This is a genomic window from Kribbella sp. NPDC049584 (assembly GCF_040675555.1).
Taxonomy (GTDB): domain Bacteria; phylum Actinomycetota; class Actinomycetes; order Propionibacteriales; family Kribbellaceae; genus Kribbella.
Map to the genome: position 1 here is coordinate 40745 of NZ_JBFAPF010000005.1, position 20420 is coordinate 61164.

The 20420-nt window shown below is 68.1% G+C and carries 14 protein-coding genes; 13 read left to right on the plus strand and 1 reads right to left on the minus strand.

Going from position 1 to position 20420, the window contains the following annotated elements:
• Window positions 1–15 precede the first annotated feature (15 nt).
• Window positions 16–4878: an NAD-glutamate dehydrogenase gene (locus AB0J62_RS18980; RefSeq protein ID WP_363872128.1), complete on the plus strand. Its 4863-nt coding sequence runs from the start codon at window positions 16–18 to the stop codon at window positions 4876–4878.
• A gap of 1 nt (window position 4879) precedes the next feature.
• On the opposite strand, the gene AB0J62_RS18985 is transcribed toward AB0J62_RS18980, so the two are convergent.
• Window positions 4880–5617 (minus strand): GntR family transcriptional regulator, encoded by a 738-nt coding sequence (locus tag AB0J62_RS18985; RefSeq protein WP_363872131.1) that lies wholly within the window; start codon window positions 5615–5617, stop codon window positions 4880–4882.
• 129 nt (window positions 5618–5746) lie between these two features.
• On the opposite strand from AB0J62_RS18985, the gene AB0J62_RS18990 reads away from it, so the two are divergent.
• The 12 genes from AB0J62_RS18990 (at window position 5747) to AB0J62_RS19045 (ending at window position 19957) form a co-directional block, all read left to right on the plus strand.
• Window positions 5747–6745 carry a Gfo/Idh/MocA family oxidoreductase gene (locus AB0J62_RS18990; RefSeq protein WP_363872134.1) on the plus strand — a complete coding sequence of 333 codons (999 nt, stop codon included), beginning with the start codon at window positions 5747–5749 and terminating at the stop codon, window positions 6743–6745.
• 42 nt (window positions 6746–6787) lie between these two features.
• A complete protein-coding gene (locus tag AB0J62_RS18995) occupies window positions 6788–7669 on the plus strand; it encodes a sugar phosphate isomerase/epimerase (protein ID WP_363872137.1) in 882 nt (293 codons plus the stop codon).
• Window positions 7669–8610 (plus strand): 5-dehydro-2-deoxygluconokinase, encoded by a 942-nt coding sequence (gene iolC / locus AB0J62_RS19000; protein WP_363872140.1) that lies wholly within the window; start codon window positions 7669–7671, stop codon window positions 8608–8610. Before AB0J62_RS18995 ends, iolC begins: the two co-directional genes overlap by 1 nt.
• 1226 nt (window positions 8611–9836) lie before the next feature.
• A complete protein-coding gene (locus AB0J62_RS19005) occupies window positions 9837–10715 on the plus strand; it encodes a deoxyribose-phosphate aldolase (RefSeq protein WP_363873491.1) in 879 nt (292 codons plus the stop codon).
• Window positions 10712–11623: a 5-deoxy-glucuronate isomerase gene (gene iolB / locus AB0J62_RS19010; RefSeq protein ID WP_363872144.1), complete on the plus strand. Its 912-nt coding sequence runs from the start codon at window positions 10712–10714 to the stop codon at window positions 11621–11623. Before AB0J62_RS19005 ends, iolB begins: the two co-directional genes overlap by 4 nt.
• Entirely contained in the window at window positions 11620–13533 is a 1914-nt protein-coding gene (iolD, locus tag AB0J62_RS19015; protein WP_363872147.1) for a 3D-(3,5/4)-trihydroxycyclohexane-1,2-dione acylhydrolase (decyclizing), read from the plus strand. The genes iolB and iolD overlap by 4 nt, the downstream gene beginning before the upstream one ends.
• A complete protein-coding gene (locus AB0J62_RS19020) occupies window positions 13533–14426 on the plus strand; it encodes a sugar phosphate isomerase/epimerase (protein ID WP_363872150.1) in 894 nt (297 codons plus the stop codon). The genes iolD and AB0J62_RS19020 overlap by 1 nt, the downstream gene beginning before the upstream one ends.
• Before the next feature lie 81 nt (window positions 14427–14507).
• Window positions 14508–15503 (plus strand): sugar ABC transporter substrate-binding protein, encoded by a 996-nt coding sequence (locus AB0J62_RS19025; protein WP_363872153.1) that lies wholly within the window; start codon window positions 14508–14510, stop codon window positions 15501–15503.
• 9 nt (window positions 15504–15512) lie between these two features.
• The gene (locus AB0J62_RS19030; protein WP_363872156.1) at window positions 15513–16559 is read left to right on the plus strand and encodes an ABC transporter permease; all 1047 of its coding nucleotides are present in this window, start codon (window positions 15513–15515) and stop codon (window positions 16557–16559) included.
• The gene (locus tag AB0J62_RS19035) at window positions 16556–17416 is read left to right on the plus strand and encodes an ATP-binding cassette domain-containing protein (protein ID WP_363872159.1); all 861 of its coding nucleotides are present in this window, start codon (window positions 16556–16558) and stop codon (window positions 17414–17416) included. Before AB0J62_RS19030 ends, AB0J62_RS19035 begins: the two co-directional genes overlap by 4 nt.
• Window positions 17413–18420, plus strand: coding sequence for a Gfo/Idh/MocA family oxidoreductase (locus AB0J62_RS19040; RefSeq protein ID WP_363872162.1), 1008 nt, complete (start codon window positions 17413–17415; stop codon window positions 18418–18420). The genes AB0J62_RS19035 and AB0J62_RS19040 overlap by 4 nt, the downstream gene beginning before the upstream one ends.
• Window positions 18421–18454: 34 nt before the next feature.
• Complete coding sequence (locus AB0J62_RS19045; protein WP_363872165.1) at window positions 18455–19957, plus strand: CoA-acylating methylmalonate-semialdehyde dehydrogenase; 1503 nt, start codon at window positions 18455–18457, stop codon at window positions 19955–19957.
• Window positions 19958–20420: the final 463 nt, after the last annotated feature.

Here is a 20420-nt window from a genome sequence, read left to right on the forward strand (position 1 = left end):
TGGAGACGGTGGGGAATGCAGAGCAAGTTGGACGTCCAGAAGGCAGATGTGCTCGCCAAGGCGGTGGCCGCGGGCACTCATGGGCACGACAAACTGGTCGACCCGGGCAAGCTGAGGACGTTCCTCGAGCAGTACTACCGGCACGTCGCCGCCGAGGACGTCGCCGAGCGCCAGCCGAACGACTGCCTGGGCGCCGCGCGGCACCACTACAAGTCCGCGATGAGCCGCCCGCAGGGTACGGCGAAGGTCCACGTCTTCACCCCCACCGTCGACGAGTACGGCTGGTCCGCGAGCGGCCGGACGGTCGTCGAGATCGTCATCGACGACATGCCGTTCCTGGTCGACAGCGCCTCGATGGCGATCACCGAGCAGAACCTCGAGCTCCAGCTGCTGATCCACCCGCAGTTCGTCGTACGCCGTGACGTCGCCGGCACGCTGCAGGAGGTCCTGGACGACAGCGCCGCCGCGGACGGGCACGACCTGGTCCGCGAGAGCTGGATGCACCTGGAGATCGAGCGGATCGCTGACGTCGCCGAGCACCGCGCGCTCGAGCAGGCGCTGCAGAAGGTGCTGAACGACGTACGCGAAGCCGTCGAGGACTGGCCGAAGATGCACGAGAAGGCGGTCAGTATCGCCGCCGGGCTGAACGCCGAGGACCTGCCAGTTCCCGAGAGCGAGGTGGAGGAGGCCCGCGAGCTCCTCGAGTGGCTGGCCGACGAGCACTTCACCTTCCTCGGCTACCGCGAGTACGACTTCACCATGGAGGGCAAGCAGGGCATCCTGCGCGGACGTCCCGGGACGGGCCTGGGCATCCTCCGGCCGGACCCGAAGCCGGGCTCCGGCAAGCTGCCGCCCGAGGTGAGCGCCAAGGCGCAGGAGCGGAAGCTGCTGATCCTCACCAAGGCCAACTCGCGCTCCACCGTGCACCGCTCGACCTATCTCGACTACGTGGGCATCAAGCAGTTCGACGAGAACGGCGAGCCCGTCCGGGAGTGCCGATTCATCGGTCTGCTCTCGTCGACGGCGTACACCGAGAGCGTCATGCAGGTGCCCGTACTGCGGCGCAAAGCGCTCGAGCTGTTCCGCCTGACCGGCTTCGACCCCAACAGCCACAGCGGTAAGGGCCTGCTCGACGTACTGGAGACGTACCCGCGCGACGAGCTGCTGCAGGCTCCGGTGGAGGACCTGCTGCCGATCGTGCAGTCGGTGCTGCACCTGCAGGAGCGGCGCGCGGTCAAGCTGTTCGTACGGCGTGACGTCTACAACCGGTACCTGTCCTGCCTGGTGTACCTGCCGCGCGACCGCTACACCACTGCGGTCCGGCTGAAGATGCAGCAGATCCTGAAGGACGCCATCGGCGCGGAGACCGTCACGTACGCCGCGTACGTCACCGAGTCGGTGCTGGCCCGCGTGCACTTCGTGGTCCGGATGAAGCAGGGCGAGACGGTCGGGGAGTACGACGCGGACCTGCTCGAGCAGCAGGTGATCGACGCGACCCGTGCGTGGGCCGACGACTTCACCGCCGCGCTGCACGCACAGGGCGGCGACGGTGCGGTCACCAAGCTCTCCCGCCGGTACGCACATGCGTTCCCGGAGGCGTACAAGGAGGACTTCGACGCCCGCGTCGCGGTCAACGATGTACATGTCCTGGAGAGCCTGCCGGCCGAGGACGGGCTGGCCATGTCGCTCTACAGCCCGATCGACGAGGAGTGGGAAGGCGAGCGCCGCTTCAAGGTCTTCCGGCGAGGTACGGCGCTGTCGCTGTCGCAGGTGCTGCCCCACCTGAGCGCGATGGGCGTCGAGGTGATCGACGAGCGGCCGTACGAGATCCGCTGCGACGACGGCACGATGGCCTACATCTACGACTTCGGCCTGAAGGCGCCCGAGGACACCGAGGAGCGCGAGGACCTACGCAAGCTGTTCTCCGACACGTTCCAGGCCGTCTGGGAGGGCCGGGCCGAGTCCGACAAGCTGAACGCGCTGGTGCTGCGCGGCAACCTCAGCTGGCGGCAGGTGTCGATCCTGCGCGCGTACCAGCGCTACATCCGCCAGGGCGGCACACCGTTCAGCCAGGACTACATCCAGAACACGTTCCTGAACCACGTGGACGTCGCGAGTCTGCTGGTGCAGCTGTTCGAGACCAGCTTCGACCCGGCACGCGGCCCGGCCGACGACCCGGACCGGACCATGCGGACGGACCAGCTGGAGAAGGAGATCCTGGCCGCGCTGGACACCGTACAGAGCCTGGACGAGGACCGGATCCTGCGGTCGTACCTGACCGTGATGAAGGCGACGCTGCGGACCAACTACTTCCAGCCGGGTCCCGACGGGCAACCGCGGTCGTACCTGTCGCTGAAGCTGGAGCCGAAGGCGATCCCCGACCTGCCGCAGCCGCGTCCGGCGTACGAGATCTTCGTGTACTCGCCGCAGGTCGAAGGTGTGCACCTGCGGTTCGGCGCGGTCGCGCGCGGTGGTCTGCGCTGGTCGGACCGGCGTGAGGACTTCCGCACCGAGGTGCTCGGCCTGGTGAAGGCGCAGATGGTGAAGAACTCCGTGATCGTGCCGGTCGGCGCGAAGGGTGGCTTCTACGCCAAGCAGCTGCCGGATCCGTCCGTCGACCGGGATGCGTGGCTGGCCGAGGGCATCGCGTCGTACAAGACCTTCATCTCGGGGCTGCTGGACATCACCGACAACATCGTTGCCGGTGACATCGTTCCGCCGCGCGACGTGGTCCGGTACGACGGTGACGACGCCTACCTGGTCGTTGCCGCCGACAAGGGCACCGCGACGTTCTCCGACATCGCGAACGGGGTCGCGAAGGAGTACGGGTTCTGGCTGGGCGACGCGTTCGCCTCGGGCGGCTCGGTCGGCTACGACCACAAGGCGATGGGTATCACCGCCCGCGGCGCCTGGGAGTCGGTCAAGCGGCACTTCCGCGAGATGGGTCACGACTGCCAGACCGAGGACTTCACCGTCGTCGGCGTCGGCGACATGTCCGGTGACGTGTTCGGCAACGGCATGCTGCTGTCCGAGCACATCCGGCTGGTCGCGGCGTTCGACCACCGGCACATCTTCCTCGACCCGACGCCCGACGCGGCCTCGTCGTTCGCCGAGCGGCGGCGGCTCTTCGACCTGCCGCGGTCGTCCTGGGCGGACTACGACGCGTCGCTGATCTCCGCCGGCGGCGGGGTGTTCCCGCGGACCGAGAAGGCGATCCCGATCTCCGCCGAGGTGCGCGACGCGCTCGGCATCGAAGGCAGCCCGGCGACGCTGACGCCGGCCGAGCTGATGAACGCGATCCTGAAGGCGCCGGTCGACCTGTTCTGGAACGGCGGCATCGGCACGTACGTGAAGTCGTCGGCCGAGTCGAACGCCGACGTCGGCGACAAGGCCAACGACGCGATCCGGATCAACGGCTCCGACCTGCGGGCCCGCGCGGTCGGCGAGGGCGGCAACCTCGGCTTCACCCAGCTCGGCCGGATCGAGTACGCCGCGGCCGGCGGCCGGATCAACACCGACTTCATCGACAACGTGGCCGGCGTGGACACCTCCGACCACGAGGTGAACATCAAGATCCTGCTGGACAAGGTGGTTGCCGACGGCGACCTGACCGAGAAGCAGCGCAACGACCTCATCGCGTCGATGACCGACGAGGTCGGCGCGCTGGTGCTGAAGAGCAACTACCGGCAGAACATCGCGCTCGCCAACGCCGGCGCCCAGGCCGCGGCGCTCATGCACGTTCACCAGGACTGGGTACGGCGGCTGGAGCGTCAGGGCCTGCTCGACCGCGAGCTGGAGTTCCTGCCGAGCGTGACGGAGTTCAAGCGGCGCAAGGCCGAGGGCCGCGGGCTGACGTCACCGGAGCTCTCGGTGCTGATCGCCTACACCAAGATCGTGATGGAAGCTGAGCTGCTCAAGACGACGCTGCCGGACGACCCGTTCCTGAAGCACAAGCTCGCGAGCTACTTCCCGAAGGCGATCCAGGAGCGGTTCGAGGACCAGATCCAGACCCACCAGCTGCGGCGCGAGATCATCACCACGCAGATCGTCAACGAGTTCGTGAACACGTCGGGCATCACCGCGTACCACCGGCTCTCGCTGGAGACCGGCGGGACGGTCGAGGACGTCGTCCGCGCGAACCTCGCGGCCAGCAGGATCTTCTCGCAGCCGGAGCTGCTGTCGCGCAACGCCGAGCTGGACAACATCGTCGCCGCCGAGACCCAGACGCACATGCGGCTGGAGACCCGGACGCTGGTCGAGCGCGCGACGCGCTGGCTGGTCAGCAACCGGCGGCCTCCGGTCGACATCGAGGATCTGATCGAGTTCTTCGGTCCGGGGATCGCGAAGCTGACCGCGGCGCTGCCGGACGTACTGCGGGGCCGCGAGCTGGCCCTGTTCGAGCAGCGGCGGGAAAGCCTTGTGCAGAAGGGCGTTGCGGACGACTTCGGCACCCGGATCGCGGTGCTGCCCCCGGCGTACGCCGGACTCGGCATCGTCGAGACCGCGTCCCGCGACGACATCGACATCCTCGAGGTCGCCAGGGTCCACTTCGCCCTGGGCGAGCGGCTGCAACTCGGCCGCTTCCTGGAGCGGATCATCGGCCTGCCCCGCACCGACCGCTGGCAGACGATGGCCCGCGCCGCCCTCCGCGACGACCTGCACGCCGTCCACTCCCGCCTCACCCGGCAGGTCCTGGCCACCACCGACGCCTCGGCAGAGCCGGAGGACCGGGTCATCACCTGGCAGGACCAGAACGCTGTGGCCCTGTCCCGCGCTTCCTCCATGCTCGAGGAGATCGTCGAAACCGAAGGTCCAGAGCTGGCCCAACTCTCCGTAGGCCTCCGCCTGGTCCGAACCCTGATCGCCAACCAGGGGTAGGTCAGCGCTCGGAGACCACCACGTCGACCGAATAGTGGTCGGCGCGGTAGCAGTGGTTGCCGTATTCGATGGGGGAGCCGTCGGCGGCATAGGCCGAGCGGGTCATGGTGACGAGCGGCTCGGCCTTGGACATGTGGAGGGTACGGCGTTCGTCAGCGGTGGCGTTGCGGGCGCCGATCCGCTGGCGCGCGACCGTCGGGCGGATGCCCCGGGCCCGGAGTACGGCGTACAGGCCTTCATGTGTGAGCTGTTCCAGCGTGAGGTCGTTGAGGGCCGGAGGCAACCAATTGCGCATGATCGCGAGCGGTACGTCGTCGGCGTAGCGAAGCCGGACGATCGAGACCAGCGGGGTGCCGGCCGGGAGCTCCAGGACCGTCGCGGCGCGGTCGTCCTGCGCGTCGCAGTCGAGGGACAGGACCTCCGTGCGCGGCGTACGGCCCTCGCGCTCGAGGTCGTCGTACAGGCTGGTCAGCTCGGCCTTGCGGTGCACCATCTGGCTCGCGACCGTGGTGCCGATGCCCCGCCGGCGGACCAGCAGACCTTGGTTGACCAGCTCGGCGATCGCGCGCCGCACGGTCGGCCGGGACAGGCCGAGCCGGTCCGACATGGCGATCTCGTTCTCGAACGGGTCGCCGGGGCGGAGCGAGCCGTCGGTGATGGCGGACGTCAACTGCTCGGCCAGTTGGTGGTACAGCGGCACCGGGCTGGCCCGATCGATACTGACCGGAAGAGCAACCATGGGCGGATGTTACATGATCAAGGTATGTATGTCGTGACGTGAAAATGTGTTAACAAAGTGTTGACACTCTGCTGCCTCCCGGGGAAGCTGACGGAGGCGTGCTGACGGGCGAGCGGAGAGGTGACCGGAATGCGGATCGGGTTGGTCGGGGTCGGGCGGATCGGGGCGTTCCACGCCGCGACGCTCAAGGGTTTGCCGGCGGTGGATCAGGTGGTCGTCGCCGACGCGGACCCGGGCCGGGCGGAGCTCGTCGCGAAGGATCTCGGCCTCGAGTTCGCACCCGACGTCGACACGCTGCTGGCGAGCCGTCCGGACGGCTTCGTCATCGCGGCCGCGACCTCGGCGCACGCGGAGCTGATCGCGGCCGGGGTGGCGGCCGGGATCCCGACGTTCTGCGAGAAGCCGGTGGCGATCGACCTGGCCGAGACCAAGCGCGTGGTCGAGCTGGTCGAGAAGGCCGGCGTGCCGGTGCACATCGGGTTCCAGCGCCGGTTCGACCATGGGTACCAGACGGCCGCGGCGCAGGTCCGGTCCGGCGAGCTCGGGTTCGTCCACCACATCCGCGCGAACACGAACGACGCGTTTCCGCCGCCGGCGGAGTACATCCCGACCAGCGGCGGGTTCTTCCGCGACTGCACCGTGCACGACTTCGACATCATCCGGTTCGTCACCGGCCGCGAGGTGGTCAGCGCGTACGCGACCGGCGCTAACCGTGGCGAGTCCTTCTTCGGCGAGTACGGCGACGTGGACGCGGCGGCTGCGCTGCTGACCCTGGACGACGGCACGTTCGTCTCGGTCAGCGGCACCCGGTACAACGCGGCCGGTCACGACGTACGGATGGAGGTGCTCGGCAGCCTCGGCTCGGTCGCGGTCGGGCTGGACGAGCACACCGCGCTGCGCTCGGCCGAGGAGGGCGTCACCTTCCCGGGCGGTCATCCGCATGCGACGTTCATGGACCGCTTCCGCCTGGCGTACGCCGCGGAGCTGGCTGCCTTCACCGAGGTCGTCGCCGGTGCCCGTGAGGTCCCGTGCACGGTGCGGGACGCGTATCAGGCGTTCCGTACGGCGGACGCATGTGAGCTGTCCCGGCGCGAGAATCGCGTCGTGAACCTCGATGAGATCGCATGAACCGTTCACTAGCAATCGTTCACCAGCAGAGGAGACCGGTCGATGACTGACCTGGTGCACAGGATCGCAGGCGCCCCGATCTCTTGGGGTGTGTGCGAGGTACCCGGGTGGGGATGGCAGTACGACCCGCAGACGGTACTCGCCGAGATGCGCGCTGTCGGCCTCGCCGCGACCGAGTTCGGACCGGACGGATTCCTGCCGGTGGATCCGGCTGAGAAGGCGAAAACCCTTGCGGATGTGGGTCTTCGGGCGGTCGGCGGCTTCGTTCCGGTCGTGCTGCACGATCCGTCGTACGATCCTGCTCCCTCTGTTGCCACCGCACTCGAGGGCTTCGTCGCTGCCGGCGCGACCACGCTGGTGCTCGCAGCCGCGACCGGGCAGGACGGGTACGACGACCGCCTGGTGCTGGACGAGACTGGGTGGAGCACGTTGCTGGGCAACCTCGACAAGCTGTCAGAGCTTGCGGCCGCTCGTGGCGTGCTCGCGACGATCCACCCGCATGTCGGCACGATGGTCGAGAACGCTGACGACGTCGACCACGTGGTGAACGGGTCGTCGATCGGTCTCACGCTCGACACCGGTCACCTGCTGATCGGCGGCGTCGACCCGGTCGCGCTCGTGGTCAAGCACACCGACCGCGTTCGCCACACCCACTTGAAGGACGTCGACGCCACGTGGGCGGCGCGAGTGCAGGCGGGCTCGGTCAGCTACACGGACGCCGTACGGCAGGGGATGTATCGGCCGTTGGGTGCCGGGGACATCGATATCGCCACGATCGTGAGGACGCTCGAGCAGGCCGGGTACGACGGCTGGTACGTGCTGGAGCAGGACACGATCCTGCCGGAGCGGCCGACCGGCGAGGGGCCTGTGATCGACGTACGGACGAGCATCGCGCACTTGCGGGAGATTGCGGGTCGGGTCTGATGGTGGACGACGTACTGACGATCGGGCGGATCGGGGTCGACCTGTATCCGTTGCAGGCCGGGACGCATCTCGAGGACGTGGAGTCGTTCGGGAAGTTCCTCGGCGGGAGCGCAACGAACGTTGCGGTCGCGGCGGCGCGGCACGGGCGCAAGTCGGCGGTGATCAGCCGGACCGGGAACGATCCGTTCGGGACGTTCATCCACCGGACGCTGGGTGAGCTCGGCGTCGACGATCGGTTCGTCGCGCCGGTTGACGGGCTGCCTACGCCGATCACGTTTTGCGAGATCTTCCCGCCGGACAACTTCCCGCTGTACTTCTACCGCTTCCCGAAGGCGCCGGACCTGGTGATCAACCCGTCCGAGCTCGACCTGGACGCGATCCGGGAAGCACGGATATACTGGTCGACGGTGACCGGGCTGTCCGCCGAGCCCTCGCGGTCGGCGCACTTCGCGGCCTGGGAGGCGCGCGAGCGGAGGCCGATCACCGTGCTCGACCTCGACTACCGGCCGATGTTCTGGGCCGATCCGAGCGAGGCGCACGAACAGGTGTCGCGGGCGCTGGACTACTGCACGGTTGCTGTGGGCAACCGTGAGGAGTGTGAGGTCGCGGTCGGCGAGACGGATCCGGACAAGGCGGCGCAGGCGCTGCTGGACCGTGGGTTGGAGCTCGCTGTCGTCAAGCAGGGTCCGCGTGGGACGCTGGCCCGTACTCGCGACGAGCGCGTCGAGCTCCCGCCGTACCCGGTCGAGGTGGTCAACGGACTCGGCGCCGGCGACGGCTTCGGCGGTGCACTCTGCCACGGGTTGCTGTCCGGCTGGCCGCTGGAAAAGGTCATTCGCTTCGCGAACATCGCCGGCGCCATCGTCGCCTCCCGCCTCGAATGCTCCACCGCCATGCCCACCACCGAAGAAGTCCTGTCCAAGTTGGGTGACCCCGCATGACCAGACGAGACCAGGACCCGTACGACGAACACGCCCGCCCCATCCCCATCCAACCCCCCACCCCCACCGACCAAACCACCCAAGACCCCACCCCCACCGACCAAACCACCCAAGACCCCACCCCCAACGACCCCACAATCGCGGCCAACCCCGGCGCCAACGACCCCACAGTCGCCCAACGCCGCGATGAGAACGCGCCCGCCCACCACCCCGGTGCGAACGACCCAACGCTCGCCCACCGCCGCGACGACAACCCGCCCGCCCCCCGCCCCGGTGCGAACGACCCCACAATCGCGGTCCGTCCCGGCGCAAATGACCCCACCCTTGCCCACCGCCTCGGTGCGAACGACCCGACTGTTGCCCACCGCGGCACTCCAACCAACTCGCCGTTCGCCTCCCAGCCGGACGCGAACGACCCAACGGTTGGCGCCCAGCGCCCGGGCCCCGGGTCGAACGACCCGACGGTGGCCTACCGCGGCGCGCCGACCGACTCACCGTTCGCGCCGCAGCCGGGTGTGAACGATCCGACGGTTGCTGCGCAGCATCCCGGCTCGCCTACACGCCCAGCGCACCAGGCGGCTCCAGGCGCCGGCGATCCAACGCTTGCCCACGGCGGCGTCCCGAGCGACTCGCCGTTCGCGCCGCAGCCGGGCGCGAACGACCCGACTGTCATTGCCCAGCGCCCAACCGCCGAGTCGAACAATCCGACGCTCGCCCAACGCGGCACGCCGAGTGACTCGCCGTTTGCGGCGCAGTCGGGCGCAAACGATCTCACGGCTGCTGCCGACCGCCCGGCGTACGGCAACCCGCCGCAGGGTGGGGCTCCGGCCTGGCAGGACGAGGCGACGGTCATCGCCCAGCGGCCAGCCCCCGCCACCCCTGGCACCTTCGACGATCCCGTGCGCCCCGCCGCCAGCAACGACGGCACCGGCACGTTCGACAACCCGGTGAGCCCGGACGCGCCCGGCACGCTCGGCGCATTCGCCGACCCCGCGGTCCCCGGCACCTCCGGCGTGTCTGGGGTCGCGAGGGCGGCTCAGCCGGTGGACTCGGGGGCCGGGGTGGATGAGGCGACGGTTGAGCGGGGTGTGGGGGAGCAGGGTGGGGAGTGGTTGGCTGATGGGCAGACCACGGTGATCGGGGGGCTTGAGCTGCCTGCGGAGCAGGCTGGGGAGCTGCCTGTGGAGTCGGCTGTGCATGCGCGGTGGCAGGAGTATGGGGAGCGGCTGGCGGGGCTTACTGAGATTCGGGTGCGGCATCCGGAGCGGCTGGCTGAAGCCTGGCAGCAGCGGCGGACGCGGGCGTTGGTGGGGGGCGACGGGCGACTGCTGATTGTTGCTGCCGACCACCCGGCCCGTGGTGCGCTCGGCGTACGCGGTGACCGGATGGCGATGGCTAGCCGTCCGGACCTGATCACCCGCCTGATGACCGCTTTGGAGCGTCCCGGCGTAGACGGTGTCCTCGCAACCCCGGACATCCTCGAAGACCTTCTGCTCCTCGGAGCGTTGGAAGGCAAGGTCGTCATAGGCTCGATGAACCGCGGGGGTCTGCAAGGCGCAGCGTTCGAAGTGGACGACCGCTTCACCGCGTACCGCACGGCGGACGAGATCGCCACGCGCCGACTCGACGGCGGCAAGATGCTGACTCGCATCGACCTCGGCGACCCCGGCACTGTGACTACGTTGGAGTCCAGCGCCGCGGCCGTCACCGGCTTGGCCGAGCACAAGCTCATGGCGATGGTCGAGCCGTTCTGGTCGACCCGCGCTGAGGACGGCCGGGTGACGAACCTGCTCGACCCGGACTCGGTGATCAAGTCGATCCACATCGCCTCCGCCCTCGGCGCGACGAGCGCGTATACCTGGCTCAAGCTTCCGGTGGTCGACGAACTGGAGAGGGTGATGGAGGCAACAACCCTCCCGACCCTGCTCCTCGGCGGCGACCCGACTGTCGCACCGGAAGCGACGTACGCCTCGTGGGGTAAGGCTCTCAGCCTCCCCTCAGTACGTGGCCTGGTCGTCGGCCGCGCACTCCTCTTCCCACCCGACGGCGACGTCGCCGCAGCAGTCGACCACGCCGCAATGCTCGTCCACGGAGGTGTCGCATGACCGAGTGGTTCCGTCGCGCGGGCTCGACGGCGTACGAAGGCTTCGAGGTGATGGTCCGACCGGGCGAGCCCGACTGGCATCACAGCGGCCTGTCGATCCGCACACTGCTCCCAGGCCAGTCGGTCGAGATCGACACCGGCGACTGCGAGTACATCGTCCTCCCGTTGAGTGGATCGGCCGAGGTGATCATCGACGGCGAGTCGGTCCCGCTCGCGGGCCGCGCCGATGTCTTCGCCGGCGCGACGGACTTGGCCTACATCCCCCGCGGTACGACGTTCGCCGTCGTCAGCGCAGGCGGCGCGAGGATCGCGCTGCCGAACGCCAAGGCGGCGAAGGACGTCCCGTTCCAGCGGATCGCGGCCGAGGACGTCGAGACCGAACTGCGCGGCGCAGGCGTCTCCTCCCGCCAGGTCCGGAACTTCGGCGTACCCGGTGTGCTCGACGCCGACTCGATCATCGCCTGCGAGGTGATCACGCCCGTCGGCAACTGGTCGTCCTACCCGCCGCACAAGCACGACGAGCACAAGCCGGGTAAGGAGAGCGAGCTCGAGGAGATCTACTACTTCGAGCTGCAGCTGTCCGACGACGTACCGGAAGGTGTCAAGGGCAACGATCCGATCGGCTACCAGCGGGTCTACGGGACCGACGACCGTCCGATCGATGTGCTCGCCGAGGTCCGCAGCGGCGATCTGGTGCTCGTGCCGCACGGCTGGCACGGCCCGGCGATGGCGCCGCCCGGCTACGACATGTACTACCTCAACGTGATGGCCGGCCCCGGCACCGAGCGCCAGTGGCTGATCACCGACGACCCGCAGCACGCCTGGGTCCGCGAGCTGTGGAACACCCAACATATCGATCCGCGCCTGCCTTTCGGAAAAGAAGAATCTGTCGGAGGAGATGAGTTATGACGGTGCGTCTCACGGTCGCCCAGGCCCTGGTGCGATTCCTGAGCGTCCAGTACTCGGAGCGGGACGGGGTCCGGCAGCGGCTGATCGCCGGATGCCTGGGCATCTTCGGGCACGGCAACGTCGCCGGGGTCGGTCAGGCGCTCTTGCAGTCGGAGCTCGAGGACCCGAAGGCGCTGCCGTACATCCTGGCTCGCAACGAGCAGGCCATGGTGCACACCGCGGCGGCGTTCGCGCGCACCCGTGACCGGCTCCAGACCTACGCCTGCACGGCCAGCGTCGGCCCGGGCTCGACCAATATGGTGACCGGCGCGGCGCTCGCCACGATCAACCGGCTCCCGGTGCTGATCCTCCCTTCGGACGTGTTCGCAACCCGGGTGGCGACACCCGTGCTGCAGGAGTTGGAGAGCTTCGGCGCCGGGGACGTCTCGGTCAACGACGCGTTCCGCCCGGTGTCGAAGTACTTCGACCGCGTCTGGCGACCCGAACAGTTGCCCTCGGCATTGATGAACGCGATGCGGGTGCTGACGGATCCGGTCGAGACCGGCGCGGTGACGCTCGCCCTGCCGCAGGATGTCCAGGCGGAGGCGTTCGACTGGCCGGATGAGCTCTTCGCCGAGCGCACCTGGTACGTCGCGCGACCATTGCCGGAGGCATCAATTGTCGACAAGGCGGCAGATCTCCTACGGTCCGCGCAGCGACCGCTGATCGTCGCGGGCGGTGGAGTGCACTACTCGGGAGCCGAGGACGCGCTGCGCGAGTTCGCCGAGCGGACAGGCATTCCTGTGTCGGAAACCCAGGCAGGTAAGGGATCTCTGCGCTACGACCACCCGCAGTCGGTGGGCGCGGTCGGCTCGACCGGGACCACGGCGGCCAACGCTCTGGCTCGTGACGCCGACCTGGTGATCGGGATCGGCACTCGCTACAGCGACTTCACGACGGCGTCGCGGACCGCGTTCGCGAACCCGCAGGTCAGATTCGTGAACATCAACGTAGCGCGGTTCGACAGTGGTAAGCATGCTGGCCTTCCGGTCGTGGCCGATGCGCGGGAAGCCCTTGTTCTGCTGGGATCGGCGCTCGGCGAGTGGTCGGTGGATGCCAAGTACACAGCCGAGGCCCAGGAACTCACAAGGAACTGGAACGGAACTGTGGACGCAGTTTTCCGGCCCTCCGCGGAGATCACCGCGAAGTTGGCGGAAGGCCTGCTGACACAGGGCGAGGTGATCGGTGCCGTCAACGAATTGTCGGCGGCGTCTGATGTGGTTGTCTGCGCGGCCGGCTCGATGCCGGGTGACCTCCACAAACTGTGGCGGACGCGCGATCCGAAGGGATACCACGTCGAATATGGCTTCTCCTGCATGGGATACGAGATCGCCGGCGGACTCGGTGTCCGCCTCGGCGCGCCGGATCGCGATGTGTTCGTCCTGGTCGGCGACGGGTCGTACCTGATGATGTCCAGCGAGCTCGCCACCGCGGTCCAGGAGAACCTCAAGATCATCGTGGTTCTCGTGCAGAACCACGGCTTCGCGTCGATCGGCGCGCTGTCGGAGTCCCTCGGCTCCCAGCGATTCGGCACGGCGTACCGCAAGCGCACCGGCGACGGACGGCTCGACGGCGACTACCTGCCCGTCGACCTCGCGGCGAACGTTCGCAGCTTCGGCGTCGAGGTGATCGACGTCCACAGCCGCCCCGAGCTCGAGAAGGCGATCCAGACCGCGAAGGCGGCAACCGGACCGATCGCGATCCACGTCACCACCGACCCCCTGATCGGCGGGCCGGACAGCGATTCCTGGTGGGACGTCCCAGTCAGCGAGGTGTCCGAGCTGCAGTCCACGCAGGCGGCCTCGGCGGCGTACGAGGAAAGCAAGAAGACCCAGCGCCCGTACCTCGCCCCGGCCGAGGGAGACAGCTGATGGGCAAGATCAGCATCGGCACGGCGCCGGACTCCTGGGGAGTCTGGTTCGCCGATGATCCGCAGCAGACCCCGTGGACGCGGTTCCTCGACGAGGTCGTCGCGGCCGGGTACACCCGGATCGAGCTCGGGCCGTACGGCTATCTGCCGACCGACCCCGTGCGGCTGAAAGACGAGCTGGACCGGCGTGGTCTCACGATCACCGCTGGTACGACGTTCGAGCAGCTCCACCGCCCGGACGGTTGGGAATCGACTTGGCGGGACGTCGCAAGGACCGCCGAGCTGACCGCTGCGATGGGCGCGAAGCACCTGGTCGTGATGCCGTCGATGTGGCGCGGTGACAACGGCGAGATCGTCGAGGAGCGGTTGGACCACGAGGGGCAGGCCAAGCACGGCCAGGCCGTGACCGAGCTGGGTCGCCGGTTGGCGGAGGAGTTCGGGCTGCAGACGCAGTACCACCCGCATGCCGACGGGCATATCGACACGCAGGACACCGTCGAGCGCCTTCTCGAGGAGACCGACGCAACCTACGTCAACCTGTGCCTGGACACAGGGCACATCAGCTACTGCGGCGGCGACAATCTCGAGCTTATCGGGAAGTACCCGGAGCGGATCGGCTACCTCCACCTCAAGCAGGTGGATCCGAAGGTTCTGGCCGAGGTCGACGCCGAGGGTTTGAGCGTCGATGAGGCCGTACGGCGGGGCGTGATGTGCGAGCCGCCAAACGGCGTGCCCGAGTTGCCACCGGTGCTGGACGCGGTGGCCGCTCTCGACAACGACGTGTTCGCCATCGTCGAGCAGGACATGTATCCGTGCCCGCCGGACGTACCGCTGCCGATCGCCGAGCGGACGTTGGCGTATCTCACTGCATTCGGGGGTGCCGTATCGAGCTGACGGCCGGTTGAGTGTGACACTCTCTGGTCCCACGCAAGTCCGCGGACTCTCCGCGGTAAATCTGAAAGGCTGGTCGAAGTCATGGTTCGGTGGCAGAAGAAGGCGGTGGCCGCGGGCGCCGCGGTTGCGCTGGCCGCGGCACTGGCGGCGTGCAGTTCGTCGGGGGGCAAGCAGTCGGAGCAGAGCTCCGGCGGCAGCGGCGGGAACGTCGCCGACACCCCGCGCATGAAGGTTGCCCTGATCACCCATTCGGGCCCGGGCGACACCTTCTGGGACATCGTCCGGCGCGGCGCCGAGGCGGCCGCGAAGAAGGACAACATCGAGCTGCAGTACTCCGCCGACCCGGACGGTGCCGCGCAGGCCAACCTCGTGCAGACCGCGATCGACTCCAAGGTCGACGGCATCGCCGTGACGCTGAACAAGCCCGACGCGGTGATCCCGAACGTCAAGAAGGCCATCGCGGCCGGCATCCCGGTGACGATCCTCAACGGTGGCCTCGACCAGTGGAAGACCACCGGAGCGCTCGGGTACTTCGGTCAGGACGAGCGGATCGCCGGTCAGGCCACGGGCGAGAAGCTCAAGCAACTCGGAGCGAAGAAGGTCCTCTGCGTCATCCACGAGCAGGGCAACGTCAGCCTCGAGGCGCGCTGCCAGGGCATCAAGGACAAGCTGCCGACCACCGAGAACGTCAACGTCAACGGCACCGACCAGCCGGGCACGCAGGCGACGCTGACCTCGAAGCTGCAGCAGGACAAGACCGCCGACTACGTCGTCGCGCTGAACGCCGGTATCGCGCTGACTGCCGTACAGGCCGCGAAGGACGCGGGATCGTCGGCCAAGATCGGCAGCTTCGACATGAGCAAGGAGATGGCCAAGGCGGTCGCGGACGGCACGGTGCAGTTCGCCGTCGACCAGCAGCCGTACCTGCAGGGCTATCTGGCGATCGACGCGATCTGGCTCTACCGGACGAACGGCAACACCATCGGCGGGGGCGAGGCCACGCTGACCGGGCCGGCGTTCATCGACAAGTCCAACATCGCTGCGGTTCAGAAGTTCGCCGAAGCCGGGACCCGCTGAGGTAACGCCATGGCATCGACCATCACCTCACCGGCTTCGGCCGACGACCGCGTCTCCGCGCGGTCCCTCGGGGCACGACTGCTCAGCCGGCCGGAGATCGGATCGCTGGTCGGCGCGGCTGTCATCCTGGTGTTCTTCCTGATCGCCGCGCCGCCGTTCCGCGAGATCAACAACACCGGCACGATCCTCTACCAGGCCGCGCTGATCGGCGTGATGGCGGTGCCGGTCTCGCTGCTGATGATCGGCGGCGAGTTCGACCTGTCGGCGGGCGTCGCGGTGACGACGTCCGGTCTGACGGCGGGTCTGTTCGCGTACCAGTTCAGCGTGAACGTCTGGGTCGGCGTACTCGTTGCCCTGGTGCTCTCGTTGGCGATCGGTGCGTTCAACGGCTGGCTGCTGATGCGGACAGGACTGCCCAGCTTCCTGGTGACGCTGGGCACGTTCTTCATCCTGCAAGGCCTCAACATCGCCGTCACCCGGCTGGCCTCCGGCGCCGTCGCGTCGAACTCGATCAGCGACATGGACGGGTTCAACGGGGCGAAGGCGATCTTCGCGTCGGAGTTCAAGCTCGGTGGCGTGACGATCAAGATCATCGTCGTCTGGTGGATCGTGTTTGTCGCGATCGCGGCCTGGGTGCTGATGCGGACCCAGATCGGCAACTGGATCTTCGCGGTCGGCGGCGACGCGGCGGCGGCGCGCGCGGTCGGCGTACCGGTCCGGAAGGTGAAGATCGGCCTCTTCATGACGGTCGGGTTCTTCGCCTGGTTCACCGGCATGCAGCTGCTGTTCGTGCAGAACGGCGTGGTGCAGTCCGGTGAAGGTGTCGGGAAAGAGTTCCTGTACATCATCGCGGCGGTAGTCGGCGGATGTCTGCTCACCGGCGGCTACGGGTCCGTGGTCGGTGCGGCGGTCGGTGCGCTGATCTTCGGAATGGTCCAGCTCGGCGTGGTGTACGCCGGCTGGAACCCGGACTGGTTCAAAGCGTTCCTCGGGGTGATGTTGCTACTGGCAACGATTGTCAACCTCGTCGTCAAGAACAGGGCGGAGGCACGATGACCACGACGGACTCGTTCGCGGACGAAGCCTCCGCAAGCCCCACCGCGCCGATCGTGCTGCTGGAGGACGTCGGCAAGAACTACGGGAACATCAACGCGCTCCGCGGGGTGTCGCTCGCGGTCCGCCAAGGTGAGATCACCTGTGTGCTCGGCGACAACGGCGCGGGGAAGTCGACGCTGATCAAGATCATCGCCGGCCTGCACGACTACACCTCGGGCCGAATGTCGGTGAACGGCGAGGAGCGGCACTTCGGCTCGCCTCGGGAGTCACTGGACAGCGGCATCGCGACCGTCTACCAGGACCTCGCGCTGGCGCCGCTGATGTCGGTCTGGCGCAACTTCTTCCTCGGCAACGAGATCACCAAGGGGCCGTTCCGGCAGCTGGACTCGGCGAAGATGAAGCGGATCGCGCAGGAGGAGCTGACGAAGATGGGGATCTCGATCCCCGACCTCGAACAGCCGGTCGGCAAGCTGTCGGGCGGTCAGCGGCAGTGCGTCGCGATCGCACGGGCGATCCACTTCGGGGCGAAGGTGCTGATCCTCGACGAGCCGACCGCGGCCCTCGGCGTGAACCAGTCCGGGGTCGTGCTGAAGTACGTCGTGAGGGCGCGGAACGCGGGGATCGGGGTCATCTTCATCACCCACAATCCGCATCACGCCTACCTGGTCGGGAACCACTTCGTCGTCCTGAAGCTGGGCCGGGTCGCGCTCGACACGCACCGGTCGGAGATCACGCTGGAGCAATTGACGACCGAGATGGCGGGCGGCTCCGAGCTCGAAGCGCTGAGCCACGAACTGCGCAGCGTCAACCCCGAACTGGTCGTGGAGAATGAATCCCAGCGGCAGGAGGACACATGAGCGATCTGCGGGTCGGGATCGTCGGCGTGGGGGTGATGGGCGCCGACCATGCCGAGCGAATCGTGCGGAAGACGGCGGGAGCGCGCCTGGTCGCGGTGTCGGATCCCGATCGGGCGCGGGCCGAGGACCTCGGATCGAGGCTTGACGCTCGCGTCGTGGCCGACCCGCTCGAGCTGATCGCGAGCGATGAGGTCGACGCGGTCATCCTTGCGTCACCCGGGTTTGCGCACGCCGAGCAACTGTTTGCTTGCCTCGAGCACAGCAAGCCGGTGCTGTGCGAGAAGCCGCTGACCATGGACGCCGCGTCAGCGTTGCAGGTCGTAGAGACGGAGCACAAGCTCGGACGGCAGCTGATCCAGGTCGGCTTCATGCGGCGCTTCGATCCGGAGTACGCCGCCATGAAGCAATTGCTCGACTCGGGCGAGCTCGGGCGGACGTTACTGCTGCACAACGTCCACCGGAACAAGTCGGCCTCCGCGACGTTCCGCAGCGAGATGATCGTGCGGGACTCGATGGTGCACGAGGTCGACGTCGCGCGCTGGTTGTTCGGCTCGGAGATCACCCGGGTCACCGTCCGTACGCCGCAGCCGACGAGCCTCGTGGCGGACGGCGTGCTCGATCCGCAGCTGGCCCTGTTCGAGCTGGCGAACGGCGCGATGGCCGACGTGGAGGTGTTCGTGAACTTCCAGGTCGGGTACGAGGTCCGGTGTGAGGCCGTTGCCGAGCGCGGGAGCGCGACGATCGGGCTCGGGTCCGGCGTGTTCACCCGGGCCGGCGGGCAGTGGGGCGGCGCGATGCCGGCCGACTTCCGGGTGCGGTTCGAGCAGGCGTACGACATCGAGGTCCAGCGCTGGGTCGATGCCACCGCGCGCGGTGAGATCGACGGGCCGAGCGCGTGGGACGGGTACGCCGCGGCCGCCGTCTGCGAGGCGGCCCTCGAGTCGCTCGGCTCTGGTAGACCGGTAGACGTCACGCTGGCCGACAGCAGCAAGGTCCTCGGATGAATCACCTTCAGGAATCCGGCAGTGAGGAAGCATCGTGAGTACAGAGATCAAGCGCATCACCCACCTCGTCGGTGGCAGCCCGTGGACCGGCGTGGCCGAGCGGACCAGCAAGGTCTACAACCCGGCGACGGGCCAGGTCACCGGTGAGTTGGACCTGGCGTCGGCGGCGACCGTCGACGAGGTGGTCAAGGTCGCTCACGAGGCCTCCAAGGCGTGGGCGCAGACGTCACTGACCAAGCGCGCTCAGGTCCTGTTCGCGTACCGCGAGCTGGTGAATCGGGACAAGGAGCGGATCGCGGCGATCATCACCGCCGAGCACGGCAAGGTGCTGTCCGACGCGCTCGGCGAGGTGACCCGCGGGCTCGAGGTGATCGAGTTCGCCTGCGGCATCCCGCATCTGCTCAAGGGCGGGTTCAGCGAGGGCGTGTCGACGAAGGTCGACGTGTACTCGATCCGCCAACCGCTCGGTGTCTGCGCGGTGATCTCGCCGTTCAACTTCCCGGCCATGGTGCCGATGTGGTTCGTGCCGATCGCCGTTGCCTGCGGCAACAGTGTGGTGATCAAGCCGTCCGAGAAGGACCCGTCGGCGGCGAATGCGATGGCCGAGCTGTGGAAGGAGGCCGGCCTGCCGGACGGCGTGGTCAACGTCGTGCACGGCGACAAGGAAGCCGTCGACCGCCTGCTCGAGCACCCGGATATCAAGTCGGTCTCGTTCGTCGGCTCGACCCCGATCGCCAAGTACGTCTACGAGAACGGCACCAAGAACGGCAAGCGGGTCCAGGCGCTCGGCGGCGCGAAGAACCACATGATCGTGCTGCCGGACGCGGACCTCGATCTCGCCGCCGACGCCGCGGTGAACGCCGGATTCGGTTCGGCGGGTGAGCGCTGCATGGCGATCTCCGCGCTGGTCGCGGTCGAGCCGATCGCGGACGAGCTGATCGGCAAGATCAAGGACCGGATGGCGAAGCTGAAGACCGGCGACGGGACGCGCGGCTGCGACATGGGCCCGCTCGTCACAGGTCCGCACCGCGACAAGGTCTCCGGGTACGTCGCTGCCGGTGTCGACGAAGGCGCCGAGCTCGTCGTCGACGGGCGGCAGGGTGATTTCGACGGCCCGGCCGACGGGTTCTGGCTCGGCCCGACGCTGTTCGACAAGGTCACCCCGGAGATGTCGATCTACACCGACGAGATCTTCGGCCCGGTGCTGTCGGTCCTGCGTACGTCGTCCTACGACGACGCGCTCGAGCTAGTGAACTCGAACCCGTACGGCAACGGGACGGCGATCTTCACCAATGACGGCGGCGCGGCCCGACGGTTCCAGAACGAGGTCGAGGTCGGGATGGTCGGTATCAACGTGCCGATCCCGGTCCCGATGGCGTACTACTCGTTCGGCGGCTGGAAGAACTCGCTGTTCGGTGACACCCACGCACACGGAACCGAGGGCGTGCACTTCTTCACCCGCGGCAAGGTCGTCACCTCGCGCTGGCTCGACCCGTCCCACGGCGGCATCAACCTCGGCTTCCCGACGCACGACTGACTCCACGGAGCAGGTGCGCTGAGGTCGGCGATCGGTGGCGTAGCGGTCAATCCGGGCGCCACCGGTCGCGGCGGCAGGGATATGCGCAGCCGTCGGCACGTAGTAGGCACGGGCAGCTAGGTGTAGCGTCGAAAGCGACCCCCGGGGCATGAGGAGTACCGCGGCGTACCAAGGGCCTGTCGGCCCTGCCCAAGCCAGCGAACATCAGCCCCGGGAGTGCGTCATGTCGAAGAACAAGGGTGGCCGTGAGGTCCGCAAACCTAAGCAAGCCAAACAGCCGAAGGCGAAGCCGGCCGACAGCGCGATCATCCCGCCCACCAAGCAGGCGCGGAAATAGCCGCCGTTGACCGAAGGAACGAGGTTGGGTAACTTCTTGAGGGCGTCGTGAGGACGCGTCGAGACTCGCCGGAAGGCTGGAAGCCACCTCACGTTCCCATCAGGCTGAGTTGCTGACGCGCTCTTG

Bases quoted from the DNA above. Each gene is read 5' to 3' on its own strand.
- AB0J62_RS18980 (WP_363872128.1), top strand. From the start codon at position 16: ATGCAGAGCAAGTTGGACGTCCAGAAGGCAGATGTGCTCGCCAAGGCG.
- AB0J62_RS18985 (WP_363872131.1), bottom strand. From the start codon at position 5,617: ATGGTTGCTCTTCCGGTCAGTATCGATCGGGCCAGCCCGGTGCCGCTG.
- AB0J62_RS18990 (WP_363872134.1), top strand. From the start codon at position 5,747: ATGCGGATCGGGTTGGTCGGGGTCGGGCGGATCGGGGCGTTCCACGCC.
- AB0J62_RS18995 (WP_363872137.1), top strand. From the start codon at position 6,788: ATGACTGACCTGGTGCACAGGATCGCAGGCGCCCCGATCTCTTGGGGT.
- iolC (WP_363872140.1), top strand. From the start codon at position 7,669: ATGGTGGACGACGTACTGACGATCGGGCGGATCGGGGTCGACCTGTAT.
- iolB (WP_363872144.1), top strand. From the start codon at position 10,712: ATGACCGAGTGGTTCCGTCGCGCGGGCTCGACGGCGTACGAAGGCTTC.
- iolD (WP_363872147.1), top strand. From the start codon at position 11,620: ATGACGGTGCGTCTCACGGTCGCCCAGGCCCTGGTGCGATTCCTGAGC.
- AB0J62_RS19020 (WP_363872150.1), top strand. From the start codon at position 13,533: ATGGGCAAGATCAGCATCGGCACGGCGCCGGACTCCTGGGGAGTCTGG.
- AB0J62_RS19025 (WP_363872153.1), top strand. From the start codon at position 14,508: ATGGTTCGGTGGCAGAAGAAGGCGGTGGCCGCGGGCGCCGCGGTTGCG.
- AB0J62_RS19030 (WP_363872156.1), top strand. From the start codon at position 15,513: ATGGCATCGACCATCACCTCACCGGCTTCGGCCGACGACCGCGTCTCC.
- AB0J62_RS19035 (WP_363872159.1), top strand. From the start codon at position 16,556: ATGACCACGACGGACTCGTTCGCGGACGAAGCCTCCGCAAGCCCCACC.
- AB0J62_RS19040 (WP_363872162.1), top strand. From the start codon at position 17,413: ATGAGCGATCTGCGGGTCGGGATCGTCGGCGTGGGGGTGATGGGCGCC.